This is a genomic window from Sphingobium cupriresistens (assembly GCF_004152865.1).
Taxonomy (GTDB): Bacteria; Pseudomonadota; Alphaproteobacteria; order Sphingomonadales; family Sphingomonadaceae; genus Sphingobium; species Sphingobium cupriresistens.
Window position 1 is genome coordinate 140,044 of sequence record NZ_SEOO01000002.1, and the last position, 14,518, is coordinate 154,561.

Genomic DNA, 14,518 nt, shown 5'->3' on the forward strand with positions numbered 1-14,518 from the left:
CCGCTAGTGGTCCGATTCTGACATTTGCTACCCTATCCGATAAGGCGTGCTCAAATGTCAGAATCTTTTCGGACCACTAGCAATCTTTTGATTTTAACGGATTTTACGATTTTGACATTTGCAGACCCATCCCAACCGTCAGGGGATGCAAATGTCAAAATCAATCCGTTTAGACAGTCATCAGGGTCCGTGATGTTCGTTACGCTGTCAAGACGACTAGGTTCCGCAATGGGCGAAAGCGCCTGAACCTAAACTTAGGGCAGCAACGGTCCCCAGGCCGGGTCGGATCCGCTCAGCGGCGTCGGAATCCGCCGTTCGTTCACCCCGGTCAGGTCGACCTGCCACACCTGGCTGCTGCCCTGCTTGCCCGGCGTCGTGCGGAAAAATTGCAGCACGCGGCCATTGGGCGACCAGGTCGGCTGCTCGTCCTGCCAGCCATTGGTCAGGATGCGCTCATTGTCGCCACTGGGCGTCATCACCGCGACCTTGAAGTCGCCCGACAGCTTGGTAAAGGCGATCAGGTCGCCGCGCGGCGACCATTCGGGCGTCGCATAGCGGCCGCCGCCATGGCTGATCCGCCGCTGGTTGGACCCGTCGACGTTCATGACATAGATTTGCTGGCCGCCCGACCGGTCGCTTTCGAACACGATCTGGCTGCCGTCGGGCGAATAGCTGCCGCCCACGTCGATGCCGGGCGAATTGGTCAGGCGCACCGGCGTGCCGCCATTGGCCGACACGCGATAAATGTCGGTATTGCCTGCTACCGCCATCGAGAAAAGGATGTTGCGGCCATCGGGCGACCAGCGCGGCGCGAAGGTCGCGTTGCTGCTTTCGGTCACCAGCTTCTGCTGCCCCGCGCCGATGTCGTAGATATAGAGGCGCACGCGGCTGCCCAGATAGCTGACATAGAGGATCGATTTATAATCGGGCGAAAAGCGCGGCGTCAGCGCCATCGACTGGCCGTTGGTGATGAAACGGTGGTTCGCCCCGTCCGAATCCATGATCGCCAGCCGCTTGACTCGCGCCCCCTTGGGACCGCTCTCGGCGATATAGGCGATGCGGCTGTCGAAGAAGGGGCTTTCGCCCGACAGGCGGGCATAGATGGCGTCGGCGCATTTATGCGCGGCCCGCCGCCAGTCGCGCGGCGCGACGACATAGCCCTGCCGCGTCAGTTCCTGCTTCAGCGCCACGTCGTAGAGGTAGCAGCCCACGGTGATGTCGGCCTCGCCCCCGGTCGTGCGCACGAACCCCTGGACCAGCGCCTGATAGGCGTTCCATTTTTCATAGACCGGGTTGGTGACTTCAGGGAAGGCGACCGCCGGCATCCCGCCAGGCCCGGACGGATCGAACAGGCCGGAGCCTTTCAGGTCGGACGCGATCACCTCGGCCACCTTGCGGCCCAGTTCGCTGGCGGTGCCGGCCGGCGTCGCCACATCCTGCTGCGCGGGCATGGAGGGGACGGCGACCTTGACGTTGCTGTCGACTTCGCCGGTCACATCAACCGACAATTGCGCCATCGCGGGCGCGGACAGGATGGCGGCAAGCGCGACGGTCGCCAGAGAGATGCGGCGAAGGAAGGTGGTCTTCATCGGTTCAGCCTCGCGTCAAAGCGGAGTGGCCGGAGCCATTTCCATTGGTCATAATATTCAGGCGGTAAATTCCGGAAGGGGGCGGCGAGTTTCACCGCCTGGATCGCGCGCTCCACATGGAGCTTCGCCTGTGGCCGGTTGCTGGCGGTGACGCCGGTCTGGTCGATCACTTCGGGCGCGCCGATCAGCGCGCCGCTCTTGTCGAGCCGCACTTCCAGCAAGGTCACGAGTTGGTCCGCATCCGCGCCCGATGGCGGCCGCCAATGTGGCTTGAGCTGGCGACGAATTTCGGCGTCCAGCGCGGCCTTCTGCTGCGGCCCCATGGCGGCGGCGGGCGGCGGCGCGGGTGTGCGCGGCGCATCGTCCTTGGCGTCGATCCCTTTCAGGAAATCCTTGCCCAGCAGCGACCCCTTGGGCCTGTCCGCCTTGCCCGCGCCGGATGCGCGCGCAGCCGCATCGGCCTTGGCCTTCGCATCGCTCTTGGCTTTAGCGTCGCTTTTCGCCTTGGCGTCGGCCTTGGCTTTCGCATCCGCCTTGGCTTTGGCGTCACTCTTTGCCTTGGCGTCGCTCTTGGACGGCACGGCCGCCGCGGCCTTTGGCTTTTCAGGCGCAGGCTTGGCCTTGGGCGGCGTCTTGGCCACATCCTTCTTCGGCGGTGCCGGCTTGGGCTTGGCCGGGGCTTCCTTCACGACCGGCTTTGGCGGCGTCGGCTTGGGAACCGGCTTCGGCTCCGCCTTGGGCGGCGTCGGCGCGGGCGTCGGCTCCGGTGCGGGAGCAGGCGCCGGGGCAGGCTTGGCGTCCTCCGTCGGTCCTTCCTCCGGCGCGACGCTGGGCGGCGGCGGCCGGGTCGACACCTGCGGCGCGGTCGATTGCAGCGCCACTTCGTCCACCAGGCTCACGTCCATCGGCGGCGACTTCAGCTTCAACGGATTGGGGGTGGCCAGGAATCCGGCCGACAGCAGTCCGAACAGCAGGACATGTCCCGCCGTCGCGACGCCAAGGCCGATCTTTTCCGCGCGCTCCATATGGCTGACCTATGGCCCCTATTCTGAACCGTCGCTGACATCAGCGGCGTCCGACCCGGTGCTGACCAGCGATACTTTGTTCAGGCCCGCGCGATTAAGCTCGCCCATGACCCGCATCACCCGGCCATAGTCGAGCGCGGTGTCGGCGCGCAGGAAGATTTGCGGCGGCTCCGGCTGACCCGCATGGGCGGACGCTATTTCCGCAAACCGATCGGGCAGGTCGGCATCGCTGATCTGCACGTCATCGATGAACAGCCCGCCGTCGCGGTCGATCGACAGGATCGTCGGCTTGGCGTCTGCGTCCAGCCCCTTGGCCCGTGTTTCCGGCAGGTTCACCGGCACGCCCGTCACCAGCAGCGGCGCGGTCACCATGAAGATGATGAGCAGCACCAGCATGACGTCGACCAGCGGAGTAACATTGATGTCCGCCATCGGCGCGCGCCCGCGCCCGCGCCGGGCGGAGGGAGGACCGGACATAGCCATCAGCGTTGGGCCTCCAACTCACGGCTCAGCGTGGAATAAAAGCTGTCGGCAAAGCGGGTCAAGCCCGCTTCCAGCCGGTTGATGCCATGGCTGAACCGGTTGTAGGCGATCAGCGCCGGGATCGCCGCGAACAGGCCGATGGCGGTGGCGAACAGCGCCTCGGCGATGCCCGGCGCGACGACGGCGAGCGAACTATTCTGCTCGGCCGCGATCGACGTGAAGGCGCGCATGATGCCCCACACCGTGCCGAACAGGCCGATGAAGGGCGCGGCCGACGCGACCGTCGCCAATATGTTGAGCCGATCGGACAGGCGATCGACCTCGGACGCGATGACGCTCGACATCGACGTGCCCAGCCGGTCGCGCGTGCCGTCGCGGTCGATCACTTTCTGCGCGGTCGATCGGCGCCATTCGGTGACGCCAGCCGCCATCACCTTGGCGGCGGGAAATTCCGCCTTGCCGCGGGCCTCATAAAAGCGGTCGATATCCTCCGCCTTCCAGAAATCGGCCTCGAATTTCCGGCTTTCCTTGCTCGCCTTGCGCAGGCTGACGCTGAAGCTGATGATGATTGCCCAGGTCCAGATGCTGGCCAGCAACAGGCCCAGCATCACGCCCTTCACGACGATGTCGGCCTGCAGGAACAGGGCGAGCGGGGATATGGTCGCGGCGTCGGTGATGGCGCCGGCAGGCAGGTTGAGGGTCATGGGTGAATGTCTTCCCCTTGGCAAAGGCGGGTGAAAATGGCGGTCCAGGCTTTGGGTTGGCGCTGCGGCCGGCCCTGGGGCGTCAGCCATGCGACGGTGATGGCGGCGTCCGTCAACTCTTCTTGACCCCGCATGACTCTCTGATGAATGGCGCAGCTCGCCGCGCGCACATCGGTGACGCGGCTCGCCACCATCAGGTCGTCGTCCAGCCGCGCCGGGCGGCGATAGCGAATGGCAAGGTCGGTGACGGCATAGACGCCCGCGCCCCCTTCATGATTGGCGCGCTGGTCGATCCCGGCGATGCGCAGCATGTCGGACCGGGCGCGCTCCATATAGCGCAGATAATTGGCGTGATAGACCAGCCCCGACAGGTCGGTATCCTCGAAATAGACGCGCAGCGGGAAATGATGCACGGCGGCAAGGAAGCGTCCGGTCGCCGGCGCGGGCATCAGGTCTGAAACGGACATTGCGCGCTTTTAACCATGGCGCAGCGCCCACGCAAAGCCGGAAATGGCGGATGAACCCGCAATCCGTCCGACAGCCGCGCGCGATCCATCGCCTGTCCGATGGATGGGTGCCCGATACTGGTCGTCGGCCCTGCGCCCCGCTAAGGGATAAGCGACGATTCATGAGGGAGAGCAAGGCATGACGGATATTCGGACGGTCGGCGTGATTGGCGCGGGACAGATGGGCGCGGGCATCGCGCAGGTCGCGGCGCAGGCGGGCTATGACGTCATATTGTCGGACATCGACCTGCCCCGCGCGGAAAAGGGGCTGGCGGGCATCGCCAAGCTGCTGGCCAAGGCGGTGGACAAGGAAAAGATCCGCCAGGCCGACGCCGACGCCGCGCTCGCGCGGATCACGCCCGTCGGCGACATCGCCCCGCTGGCCGACGCCCAACTGGTGATCGAGGCCGCGACCGAGCGCGAAGAGGTGAAGCGCGCCATCTTCGCCAATGTCGGCAAGATATTGGCCGCCGACGCGATCCTGGCCACCAACACATCCTCGATTCCGATCACCCGGCTGGCGCAGGCCGCGCCCGATGCGGGCCGCTTTGTGGGCGTCCATTTCTTCAACCCCGTACCGGTGATGGTGCTCGTGGAGGTCATTCGGGGCCTTGCCACCACGCCCGAAACCGTCGCTGCGGTGGAAGGCTTCGCCGCAAAGATCGGCAAGACTACGGTCCACGCCTTCGACGCGCCGGGCTTTGTGGTCAACCGCATCCTGCTGCCGATGCTGAACGAGGCGGTGTTCGTGCTGGGCGAGGGCGTGGGCAGCGTCACCGACATCGACCAGGGCTGCAAGCTCGGCCTCAATCATCCGATGGGGCCGCTGACCTTGCTGGACTTCGTCGGCCTGGATACCGCGCTGGAAATCCTCAACGTCTTCCTCAGCACCACCGGCGACCCCAAATATCGCCCGGCGCCTTTGCTGGTCAAATATGTCGAAGCGGGCTGGTATGGCCGCAAGACCGGCAAGGGCTTTTACGATTATAGCGGCGCGGAGCCGGTGCCGACGCGCTGATTGCCCATCGAGCGTGGGCTGTTCAGCCCGCGCTCAACCCATGTTTCTTCATGCAATGGCGCAACTGGTCGTAGGTCAGGCCCAGCCCCTTGGCAGTCGCGCGCTGGTTGTACCGAAATCGCTCCAGCGCGGCGCGGATGATCGCCGCCTCGTGCCCGTCCACGGCGGCGCGCAGGTCGCTGATTTCTTCATAGGTCATGGTGGGTGCTGACGGTGCGGCAGGGGCATCACACGGCGCCGCATCCGCCCGCTTCATCATCGACTTGGGCTTCCAGGGCGAGGCGAAGGGGTCGAAGGTGATGCGGCTGATCGGCCGCCCCGGCTCGTTCCAGCGATAGACCGCGCGTTCGACCACATTGCGCAGCTCGCGCACATTGCCCGGCCAGCCATGGCCCTCCAGTTCCGCTGCGCAGGCCGCCGTGAAACCGGGCCATTGCGGCCAGTCGCGCTCCGCCGCCATGCGTCGGCCGAAATGATCGGCCAGAACGCTGATATCGCCTTCGCGCGCGCGCAGCGGGGGCAGGGTGATGACCTCGAAACTCAGCCGGTCGAGCAGGTCCGGGCGAAACCGTCCGGCGTCGGCGGCGGCGGGCAGATCCTCATTGGTCGCCGCGACGATGCGGACGTCCACGGTCAACGGCTTCGACGCGCCAATCCGCGTCACCTCGCCATACTCCACCACGCGCAACAACCGCTCCTGCGCCGCCATCGACAATGTGCCCAATTCGTCCAGAAACAGGGTGCCGCCATCGGCATCCTCGAACCGGCCTGGTCGCGCCTTGGTCGCGCCGGTGAAGGCGCCCTGTTCATGGCCGAACAATTCCGCCTCGATCAGCGTTTCGGGCAGGGCGGCGCAATTCATCGTGATCAGCGGCTCGCCCCAGCGTGGCGACAGGTGATGCAGCCGTTCGGCGATCAACTCCTTGCCGGTGCCGCGTTCGCCGATCACCAGCACCGGCCGGTTCAACTCGGCCGCCCGGCCGGCCTGCTCCACCGCGTCGAGAAAGACCGAGGACTGGCCGATAAATTGCGTATTTTTCTCCATATGCCAACTTATGGTGAAATTTCCCACTCCTTGGCAAGCGGCATGTTGGCGCACCCCCTGCGAAGACCTCAAAAAATGGCAGAAAATCGGGTATTTTTCGAAACTGGCACGACCTCTGCAACGCTCAGGGCAATCCGCAGCCAATCGCGGAACCTATGAAGGCCAAGTTTCAGGGAGTATGACGATGACCAACCAGAGCAACAGCGTTCGCGAAATCAGCCAGCTGATGTCGGCCGCCATCGCCGGCCTGCTGTTCGGATCGACCATGATCCTTTCGGCGGTCGGCCCGGCCCGCGCCAGCGAAGCCCCGATCCTTGCGACGCACGATACCCCCGCGGCCTTGCGCTACCTCGCATAAGGCGCAAGCCCCGGCCGGGGGCGGGAGTGCCCCCTCTCGCCCGTCCCGGCCCCCAACAAGACGATAAGACCAGGAGTGACGTTCAAATGGGTATTTTCTCCCGCACCCGCGACATCATCGCCGCCAATGTGACCGACCTGCTTGACAAGGCGGAAGACCCCGCGAAGATGATCCGCATGATCATCCTCGAAATGGAGGAAACCCTTGTCGAAGTGCGCGCGTCCGCCGCCCGCACCATCGCCGACCAGAAGGAAATGCGCCGCCACATCGCCAAGCTGACCGCTCTGCAGGACAGCTGGACCGAAAAGGCGCAGCTCGCACTGTCCAAGGATCGCGAAGATCTGGCCAAGGCCGCGCTGGTGGAACGCCAGAAGGCGACCGACATGGCGGATCATCTGAGCCATGAAATCGCGACGCTCGACGACGCGCTCAAGGCGTCGGAAGAGGATATCGCCAAGCTGCAGGGCAAGCTGCGCGAAGCCCGCGCTCGCCAGAACAGTCTGGTCACCCGGATGCAGAGCGCGGAAAACCGCCTGCGCGTGCGCGAAGCCTATGCTGGCGAGAAGGTCAACGACGCCTTTGCCCGCTTCGACATGCTCGAACGCCGCGTGGACATGGCCGAAGGCCGCGCCGACGCCGCGACGCTGGGCGGCGCGCCCAAGACGCTGGAGGAGGAGATTGCGGAATTGAAGTCGGCCGACAAGGTCGATGCCGATCTCGCCGCGCTCAAGGCCTCGATGAACAAGGGGAGCTGATCCGATGGAGGACGTATTTCTGCCCATCATGATCTGCGCCATGCTGTTCATCGGGATGCCTTGGCTGATTTTCCACTATGTCACCAAATGGAAGCAGGCGCCCAAGATCACCGACGAGGATGAGAAGCTGCTGGACGAACTCCATCTTCTCGCCCGCCGTCTGGAAGAAAGGCTCCAGACGGTCGAACGGATCGTCGCCGCTGACAACCCCGATTTCCGCCCGCAACGCCCGTCCACCGATGACGGCTTCGATTTCGACCGGAGGAACTGAAATGACCGCCCGCCGCACTAAATTCTATCTCGACAAGGCCAATGGCAAATGGCTGGGCGTCTGTTCCGGCATCGCCGATTATAGTGGCATTGATGTCCTGTGGGTCCGCGTGGGCGCGGTGCTCATCACCCTGATGGGAGCCTTCCCCTGGACGCTAATCGCCTATTTCGTCATCGCATATTTCGCTGAAAACAAGCCGCTGGGCCTCTATGCGGACCGCGACGACGAGAAATTCTGGCAGGGGGTGCGGACCAACCCGACCCGCTCCACCCGCGACGTCCGGTCCAAGTTCCGCGACATCGATCGCCGCCTGGCCGACATCGAAATCTATTATACAAGCCGCAATACCCGACTGGCCGATGAGATCGACAGCCTGCGCTGAAAGCGCGCGTCGGGGCAGCATAACGGGGAGACGCCATCATGCAATTTAGTGGACCCTATTTCGTCCTCGCCATCATCGCCATGTCGACGCTTGGCTGGATGTTCACCACCTGGGTCCGTGCCCGCCACGGCTATCCCGTGGAAAATGAGTGGACGGGCACCGTTCATCGAACGGACGCCGACGCCGGTCGAAAAATCGACCTTTTATCAAATGAAAACGAAAAGCTGGTGGGCCGCATCAGCCGCCTCGAAGACCGCATCGCCGTGCTGGAGAGGATCGCCACCGATCCCGCCGCCCGCACTGCGCGCGAAATCGACGCGCTGCGCTGACACCGGCGAGCCAAGGGGAGTATCATCATGTTTCCATTCGAAGCCTTTGCCCCGGTGGCGGTCATCGTCGGATCGCTGGCGGTCGGCGGTTGGATCTTCACCACCTGGCTGCGTGTGAAGAATGGCTATCCGCTGGAAAACAGCTGGGGCAAGCCCGTCTATCCGCAGAAGAATGAGGAAATGGTCGAACGCATCAAGCTGCTGAGCCAGGAAAACGCCCAGCTCCGTGCCGAGATCGGTTCGATGAAGGACCGGCTCGCCGTGGTGGAGCGGATCGTCACCGACGGCAGCCATCAGCTGGCCCGCGAGATCGAACAACTGCGCAGCCCGGCTAACTAACGGCATCATTCGGCGCCGAAGGCTCCGGTAGATGATGCCACACAAAGCCGCAGAGCATAGCGCCATCAGGGAGTGATCGACATGAATCCGTTTGAAATGGTCGTTGCCATCATCGCCATCACCGCCATCGCCAGCGTCCTGCGCGCCAAATATGGCGTCGTGCGCCGCGACAAGGGCGAAGACTTCATCCAGCGCGGCCTGGACCCGGAAGCCGAACGGCTGCGCGCGGAAGTGAAGGCGCTTAAGGATCGCGTCGCCGTGCTGGAACGGCTGGCGACGGACGGCTCCAGCGCATTGGAGCGGGAATTTGAAAAACTCCGGGATCGCGACTGAATTTGGTCCGTGCCGGCCAGGGAGGCTTATATGCAAGACCCCTATCTCTACATCATCCTGGCGACGACCAGCCTGGTCGGCCTCGCCATCATCGCGGCTGCGGGGTTGCGCGGTTGGAACGGTTGGCTGGAGCTCAAGCGCGCCGAACTGGGCCGCCGCTTCGAGGAAGCCGCGCCGCCAAGCGCGTCGGCCCGGATCGAGGTCGCCGACCTCAAGGAGCGCATCCGCAAGCTGGAAGCCATCGCCGCGGGCGTGGATCTGTAAACATCGCTTCAATGAGATGAAGGTGCTCGCGCGAGGCGGGGCCCAGTCCTAACCTCTGAACTGGACTCCCGCCTTCGCGGGAGCACGCTGCGCTTTCATCAGTTCGAAGGCCTTACCCCCGCAGCGACCCGCCCAGCTTCTGCGCGGCCTTGACCACCGCAGCGCTGATCGCCTCCAGTTCTTCCTGGCTGAAACTCTTCTCGCCCGGCTGCAAAGTGACCTCGATCGCCAGCGACTTGAAGCCATCCTCCACGCCCGGCCCGACGAAGACGTCGAACAGGCGGACGTCGACGATGCTCTTCTTGTCCGCGCTCTTCACGCCGCGCACCAGCACATCGGCCTCGACCATGTCCGGCACGACGAAGGCGAAGTCGCGCTTCACTGCCTGCAACGCGGGCGGCGCATAAGGCGCGCGCATGAAGCCGCTCTTGCGCTTGCCCGGAATCGCGTCGAGGAAGATTTCGCCCGCGACCACGGTTCCCGTCAGCCCGAACTGCTTCGCCAGCGACGGATGCAGCACGCCATATTCGGCCAGCACCGCCTTCGGCCCCAGCCGCAGCGTGCCGGACTGACCCGGATGATAGGCGGCCGACGCCTCTCCGAAATTCTGGAGATTGCCGACCGGCGCGCCGGCGGCCGCCAGCAGCGCGACCACTTCCGCCTTGGCGTCAAAGGCGTCGAAGCCCTGCGCCTTGCCGGCCTGCCAGCCCCGCGCCACCTTCTCGCCCGCCAGCACGAAGCCCACGGTCGCCCGCTCGCCCTGCTTGAAATAGCGGCGGCCCAGCTCGAACAGGCGAACCGACGTCGCGCTGCGATCGACATTGCGCTTGGTCGCGGACAGCAGGCCGGGCAGCAGCGATGGCCGCATGACCTTCAGTTCCTCGGAGATCGGGTTGGCCAACGTCCAATCGCCCCCGCCTACGGCGGCGGCTTCTTTTTCGGCAATGAACGACCAGTTGATCGCTTCGGCCATCCCGCGCGCAGCGGCGGTGCGGCGCACGCGACGCTCGACCAATTGCTCTGGCGTGGCGGTCGGGCGGGCGACGCCCGGCCCGCGCGGCAAGGGCGTGGACGGCACTTGGTCCAGGCCGACGATGCGCACCACTTCCTCGACGATGTCGGGCCAGCCATCGACGTCGCGGCGCCATGTCGGCACGATGATCGTCCAGCTGCCTGGCACCATCACCGGCATTCCGTCTTCATATTCGACGCGGCTCGCCTCGCCGTCGACGCCAAAGCCCAGGCTTTCCAAGATACGCTTTTGTTCATCTGCGGGCACATGCACGCCGGCCAGCGCCAGGCACTGGTCGGGTGCATAAACTACGGTGCGCGGCGTCGCGGGCGGCGTCCCGGCGCGGGTCGCCTCGCTGGGCGTCCCGCCGCACAGGCTCACCACCAGGCTGGTCGCGATTGACAGGCCATCGTCCAGAAAAGCGGGATCGACGCCGCGCTCGAAGCGGCCCCGCGCGTCCGACGTCAGGGTCAGCTTCTGCCCCGTCACTGCGATCCGCTCCGGCGTGAAATAGGCGCATTCGATCAGCACGTCGGTCGTGCCGTCCTGCGCGCCCGAATGTTCGCCGCCCATGATGCCGCCAATGTCGTGGACCGCTTCATCGTCGGCGATGACGGTCATCATCTCATCGACGGTGTAGCTCTTGCCGTTCAGCGCCAGCACCTGCTCGCCTGGCTTCCCCTTGCGTGCCACCAGGCCGCCCTTCAGGCTCGCCATGTCATAGACATGCAGCGGTCGGCCCAGGTCGAACATGATATAGTTGGTGATATCGACCAGCGCGCTGATCGGCTTCTGTCCGATGGCCTTGAGGCGCTTGCTCATCCATTCGGGCGACGCGCCATTGGTGACGCCGCGCACGGTCCGCGCGAAGAAGGCCGGGCAGCCGTCCACATCGTCGGTGCGCACATCCGGCCCCGGACCCACGCCCGCAATCTCCGGCACGATGATAGCGTTCAATGTGCCGAGGCCCGCCGCCGCCAGATCGCGCGCGATCCCGCGCACGCCCATGCAGTCCTGCCGGTTCGGGGTGACGCTGACGTCGATCACCGGATCGTTCAGCCCCGCCCAGTCGGCATAGACCTGACCCACCGGCGCGGCTGCATCCAGCTCGATGATACCGTCATGATCGTCGCCCAGCTCCAGCTCGCGCGTGGAACACATCATGCCGTTGGATTCGACGCCCCGGATCGCGGTCTTTTTCAGCACCATGCCGTTGGATGGCACGACCGCGCCCTCCACCCCGAACACGCCCACCAACCCCGCACGGGCATTGGGCGCACCGCACACCACCTGCAACGGATTGCCGTCGCCATGATCGACGCTCAGCACCTGCAACTTGTCGGCCTGCGGGTGACGCTCGGCGGTCAGCACCTGGGCGATCTTGAACCCGGCCAGCTTCTCGGCCGGATTCTCGACACCCTCGACCTCCAGCCCGATGGCGTTCAGCCTCTTGAGGATGGTGGCAAGGTCCGCATCGGTCTTCAGATGCGTCTTGAGCCAGCTCAGGGTGAACTTCATGCGCCCACTCCCCCGCTCAACGTAGGCACGTCCAGCGCCGAAAAACCATAATGTTTCAGCCAGCGCAGATCGCCATCGAAGAAGGCCCGCAAGTCGTTCATCCCATATTTGAGCATGGCGAGCCGGTCGACCCCGGTGCCGAAGGCGAAGCCCTGCCACTCGTCGGGGTCCAGCCCGCACGCCGCGATCACCTTGCGATTGACCATGCCGCTGCCCAGCACTTCCAGCCAGCCGCCATCGGCCGCATCGCCGTCGCCGCCAATGACCCGCTGGCCGTTGGCCAGCGTGTAGCCGACATCGACCTCGACCGACGGTTCGGTGAAGGGGAAGTAACTGGGGCGCAGGCGCAGGACGATATCCTCGCGCTCGAAAAACGCCTTCAGGAACGTCTCCAGCGTCCATTTCAGGTGGCCCAGCGTGATCCCCTTGTCGATCACCAGCCCTTCGATCTGGTGGAACATCGGCGTATGGGTCGCATCTGAGTCACTGCGATAGACGCGGCCGGGCGCGATGATGCGGATCGGCGGGGGCGTGCCATTCATCATCGTGCGAATTTGCACCGGCGACGTATGCGTGCGCAACAGCATCCGCTTCTGCCCCTCCTCGTCGGGAAAATAGAAGGTGTCGTGCATCGCGCGCGCCGGATGGGTTTCGGGAATGTTGAGCGCGGTGAAATTATGCCAGTCGTCCTCGATTTCCGGCCCGGTCGCGACCGAGAAGCCCAGGTCCGCAAAGATTTCAGCCAGTTCGTCCATCACCTGGCTCACGGGATGGACCGATCCAAACGCACCAGCATCGGCGGGCAGGGTCATGTCGACCTTCTCCGACGCCAGCCTGGCGTCGAGCGCGGCCTGCTCCAGCGCGGCCTTCCTGTCCGCCAGCGCCGTCGTCACGCTCTCGCGCAAATCCTGGATCGGCGGCCCTTTGTCCATCCGCTCTTCCGGCGACATCGGGCCAAGCGTTTTGAGCAGGCCGGTCACCACCCCGCTCTTGCCCAGCGCGCCGACCCGCAGCGCCTCCAGCGCGTCGAGCGTGTCGGCGGCGGCGATGTCGGCGATCAGGCCGGCTTTCAATGCGCTAATTTCGGTCATTTTTCTTCCAGAGCCTGTGGTGGCGGAAACATGCCCGCGGCCTTAGCGACGCCGGGCGCTCAAGGAAAGGGGCGGGCCTGGAAAGCTTAAGCCCGCGCCCCCAGCAACGCCCCGCCAAAGCCGATGAACATCAATCCGGTGCCGCGGTTGAACAGCGTCTGCCGGTTCGCCGGCGCCAACCAGCGCGCCAGGCGCAGGCCACCCAGCGCGTAGACGGCGTACCAGAAGCTTTCGATAACCACGAAACTGGCGATCAGGATCGCAAGCTGCAGCCAGAAGGGCCGGTCCAGCTCGATAAATTGGGGAAAGAGCGCCGCGGCGAAGATGATGAGCTTGGGATTGGCCAGCCCCGTCAGCAGCCCGGTGCCATAGAGGGCGCGCACGGAACGGGCGTTGGTGGCGCTCGCCTCGCTGTCGCCCACCGGCGCGCGCCACGCCTTGATGCCGAGCCACACCAGATAGGCGACGCCGGCATAGCGCAATATGTCGAACAGCCGCGGCGACGCCTTGAGCAGGGCCCCCAGGCCCAGCGCGGACGCGATCAGGCACAGTAGCACTGCGCTCATCAGGCCCGCCATCGTGGCGGTCGCCTTGCGCGGGCCATGGGCGATGCTCTGCGTCATCACATGCAACATATTGGGGCCGGGCGTGGCCGATATCAGGAAAACCGCCGTAACGTACAACCACCACAGATGCAGCGACATGGAATGCGCCTTTTGGCTGAGCTTCCCCTCTCCGTTCATTTCGAGCGAAGTCGAGAAGCGTTTGCGCGGGCGTTTCTCGACTTCGCTCGAAACGAACGGGTCTTGGTCACATCCGCCAAAACAAAAAAGGGCGCCGGAAGCATCTGCCCCGGCGCCCCTTTGACGATCTTGCGATCGACTGGTTCAGGCTGCGGGCAGCGCAGCCTTCGCCTGGGCGATGATGGCGCTAAACGCCTCGCCTTCGTGCATCGCAATGTCGGCCAGGACCTTGCGGTCCAGTTCGACGCCAGCCAGCTTCAGGCCATGCATGAACTGCGAATAGGTCAGGCCTTCAGCGCGGACACCCGCGTTGATGCGCTGGATCCACAGACCACGGAAGCTGCGCTTCTTGACCTTGCGATCGCGATAAGCGTACTGGCCGGCCTTTTCGACGGCCTGGCGAGCGACGCGGATCGTGTTCTTGCGACGGCCATAATAGCCCTTCGCCTGAACCAGCAACCGCTTATGCTTCGCCTTGGTGGTTACACCACGTTTTACGCGTGCCATGTGCCTCTACTCCTTACTTCAGGCCGTAGGGCGCCCAGAGGCGCACATGGGCAACATCCGAATCCGACAGGACGGACGTACCGCGGTTCTGGCGAATATATTTGGCATTGTGGCTGATCAGGCGGTGACGCTTGCCAGCGACGCCGTGCTTGACCTTGCCGGTCGCGGTGAACTTGAAGCGCTTCTTCACACCGCTCTTGGTCTTCATCTTGGGCATTTTCGTCTCCTTATCTGGCGCGACGATTA

At 64.6% G+C, this 14,518-nt stretch carries 20 protein-coding genes; 9 read left to right on the plus strand and 11 right to left on the minus strand.

The annotated features are described in order from the left end of the window. Positions 1-254: 254 nt before the first annotated feature. The 5 genes from tolB to EWH12_RS01970 are packed head-to-tail and all read right to left on the minus strand — an operon-like array spanning position 255 to position 4,268. Positions 255-1,589, minus strand: a complete 1,335-nt coding sequence (gene tolB / locus EWH12_RS01950) for a Tol-Pal system beta propeller repeat protein TolB (RefSeq protein ID WP_129925531.1) — start codon at positions 1,587-1,589, stop codon at positions 255-257. Beyond that, positions 1,586-2,614: a cell envelope biogenesis protein TolA gene (locus EWH12_RS01955; protein WP_129925532.1), complete on the minus strand. Its 1,029-nt coding sequence runs from the start codon at positions 2,612-2,614 to the stop codon at positions 1,586-1,588. The genes tolB and EWH12_RS01955 overlap by 4 nt, the downstream gene beginning before the upstream one ends. A gap of 18 nt (positions 2,615-2,632) precedes the next feature. After that, positions 2,633-3,097 (minus strand): ExbD/TolR family protein, encoded by a 465-nt coding sequence (locus tag EWH12_RS01960; protein WP_066607014.1) that lies wholly within the window; start codon positions 3,095-3,097, stop codon positions 2,633-2,635. Further along, entirely contained in the window at positions 3,097-3,801 is a 705-nt protein-coding gene (gene tolQ / locus EWH12_RS01965; protein ID WP_066607012.1) for a protein TolQ, read from the minus strand. Before tolQ ends, EWH12_RS01960 begins: the two co-directional genes overlap by 1 nt. Beyond that, on the minus strand, positions 3,798-4,268 hold the full coding sequence (locus tag EWH12_RS01970) for a YbgC/FadM family acyl-CoA thioesterase (protein WP_066607011.1): 471 nt from the start codon (positions 4,266-4,268) through the stop codon (positions 3,798-3,800). Before EWH12_RS01970 ends, tolQ begins: the two co-directional genes overlap by 4 nt. Positions 4,269-4,446: 178 nt before the next feature. Between EWH12_RS01970 and EWH12_RS01975 the strand changes: the two genes are divergently transcribed. Beyond that, positions 4,447-5,325 carry a 3-hydroxybutyryl-CoA dehydrogenase gene (locus EWH12_RS01975; protein WP_066607010.1) on the plus strand — a complete coding sequence of 293 codons (879 nt, stop codon included), beginning with the start codon at positions 4,447-4,449 and terminating at the stop codon, positions 5,323-5,325. A gap of 22 nt (positions 5,326-5,347) precedes the next feature. Here EWH12_RS01975 and pspF read toward each other — a convergent pair whose 3' ends face one another. Next, positions 5,348-6,370 carry a phage shock protein operon transcriptional activator gene (pspF, locus tag EWH12_RS01980; RefSeq protein WP_066607009.1) on the minus strand — a complete coding sequence of 341 codons (1,023 nt, stop codon included), beginning with the start codon at positions 6,368-6,370 and terminating at the stop codon, positions 5,348-5,350. A gap of 184 nt (positions 6,371-6,554) precedes the next feature. Between pspF and EWH12_RS22125 the strand changes: the two genes are divergently transcribed. The 8 genes from EWH12_RS22125 to EWH12_RS02015 all read left to right on the plus strand — a co-directional run bounded on the left by EWH12_RS22125 (position 6,555) and on the right by EWH12_RS02015 (position 9,401). Then, positions 6,555-6,728, plus strand: a complete 174-nt coding sequence (locus tag EWH12_RS22125; RefSeq protein ID WP_165363555.1) for a hypothetical protein — start codon at positions 6,555-6,557, stop codon at positions 6,726-6,728. 86 nt (positions 6,729-6,814) lie between these two features. Continuing rightward, positions 6,815-7,483, plus strand: coding sequence for a phage shock protein PspA (pspA, locus tag EWH12_RS01985; RefSeq protein WP_066607003.1), 669 nt, complete (start codon positions 6,815-6,817; stop codon positions 7,481-7,483). A 4-nt stretch (positions 7,484-7,487) separates the two neighbouring features. Continuing rightward, positions 7,488-7,754, plus strand: a complete 267-nt coding sequence (gene pspB / locus EWH12_RS01990; RefSeq protein ID WP_066607002.1) for an envelope stress response membrane protein PspB — start codon at positions 7,488-7,490, stop codon at positions 7,752-7,754. 1 nt (position 7,755) lies between these two features. Continuing rightward, complete coding sequence (gene pspC, locus EWH12_RS01995; RefSeq protein ID WP_066607000.1) at positions 7,756-8,136, plus strand: envelope stress response membrane protein PspC; 381 nt, start codon at positions 7,756-7,758, stop codon at positions 8,134-8,136. A 38-nt stretch (positions 8,137-8,174) separates the two neighbouring features. Then, on the plus strand, positions 8,175-8,465 hold the full coding sequence (locus EWH12_RS02000; protein WP_129925533.1) for a hypothetical protein: 291 nt from the start codon (positions 8,175-8,177) through the stop codon (positions 8,463-8,465). Positions 8,466-8,492: 27 nt separating this feature from the next. Further along, a complete protein-coding gene (locus EWH12_RS02005; protein WP_129925534.1) occupies positions 8,493-8,804 on the plus strand; it encodes a hypothetical protein in 312 nt (103 codons plus the stop codon). Between the two features lie 81 nt (positions 8,805-8,885). Beyond that, complete coding sequence (locus EWH12_RS02010) at positions 8,886-9,137, plus strand: hypothetical protein (RefSeq protein ID WP_129925535.1); 252 nt, start codon at positions 8,886-8,888, stop codon at positions 9,135-9,137. A 30-nt stretch (positions 9,138-9,167) separates the two neighbouring features. Further along, complete coding sequence (locus EWH12_RS02015; RefSeq protein WP_129925536.1) at positions 9,168-9,401, plus strand: hypothetical protein; 234 nt, start codon at positions 9,168-9,170, stop codon at positions 9,399-9,401. A gap of 112 nt (positions 9,402-9,513) precedes the next feature. Here the strand turns inward: EWH12_RS02015 and pheT are convergent, their stop codons facing one another. The 5 genes from pheT to rpmI all read right to left on the minus strand — a co-directional run bounded on the left by pheT (position 9,514) and on the right by rpmI (position 14,489). Beyond that, positions 9,514-11,931 carry a phenylalanine--tRNA ligase subunit beta gene (gene pheT / locus EWH12_RS02020; RefSeq protein WP_129925537.1) on the minus strand — a complete coding sequence of 806 codons (2,418 nt, stop codon included), beginning with the start codon at positions 11,929-11,931 and terminating at the stop codon, positions 9,514-9,516. Then, on the minus strand, positions 11,928-13,022 hold the full coding sequence (pheS, locus tag EWH12_RS02025) for a phenylalanine--tRNA ligase subunit alpha (RefSeq protein ID WP_129925538.1): 1,095 nt from the start codon (positions 13,020-13,022) through the stop codon (positions 11,928-11,930). Before pheS ends, pheT begins: the two co-directional genes overlap by 4 nt. A gap of 86 nt (positions 13,023-13,108) precedes the next feature. After that, positions 13,109-13,726 carry a LysE family translocator gene (locus EWH12_RS02030; RefSeq protein WP_129925539.1) on the minus strand — a complete coding sequence of 206 codons (618 nt, stop codon included), beginning with the start codon at positions 13,724-13,726 and terminating at the stop codon, positions 13,109-13,111. A 183-nt stretch (positions 13,727-13,909) separates the two neighbouring features. Beyond that, entirely contained in the window at positions 13,910-14,272 is a 363-nt protein-coding gene (rplT, locus tag EWH12_RS02035; RefSeq protein ID WP_066606985.1) for a 50S ribosomal protein L20, read from the minus strand. Positions 14,273-14,285: 13 nt separating this feature from the next. Beyond that, positions 14,286-14,489: a 50S ribosomal protein L35 gene (gene rpmI, locus EWH12_RS02040; RefSeq protein WP_056690492.1), complete on the minus strand. Its 204-nt coding sequence runs from the start codon at positions 14,487-14,489 to the stop codon at positions 14,286-14,288. Between the last annotated feature and the right edge of the window lie 29 nt (positions 14,490-14,518).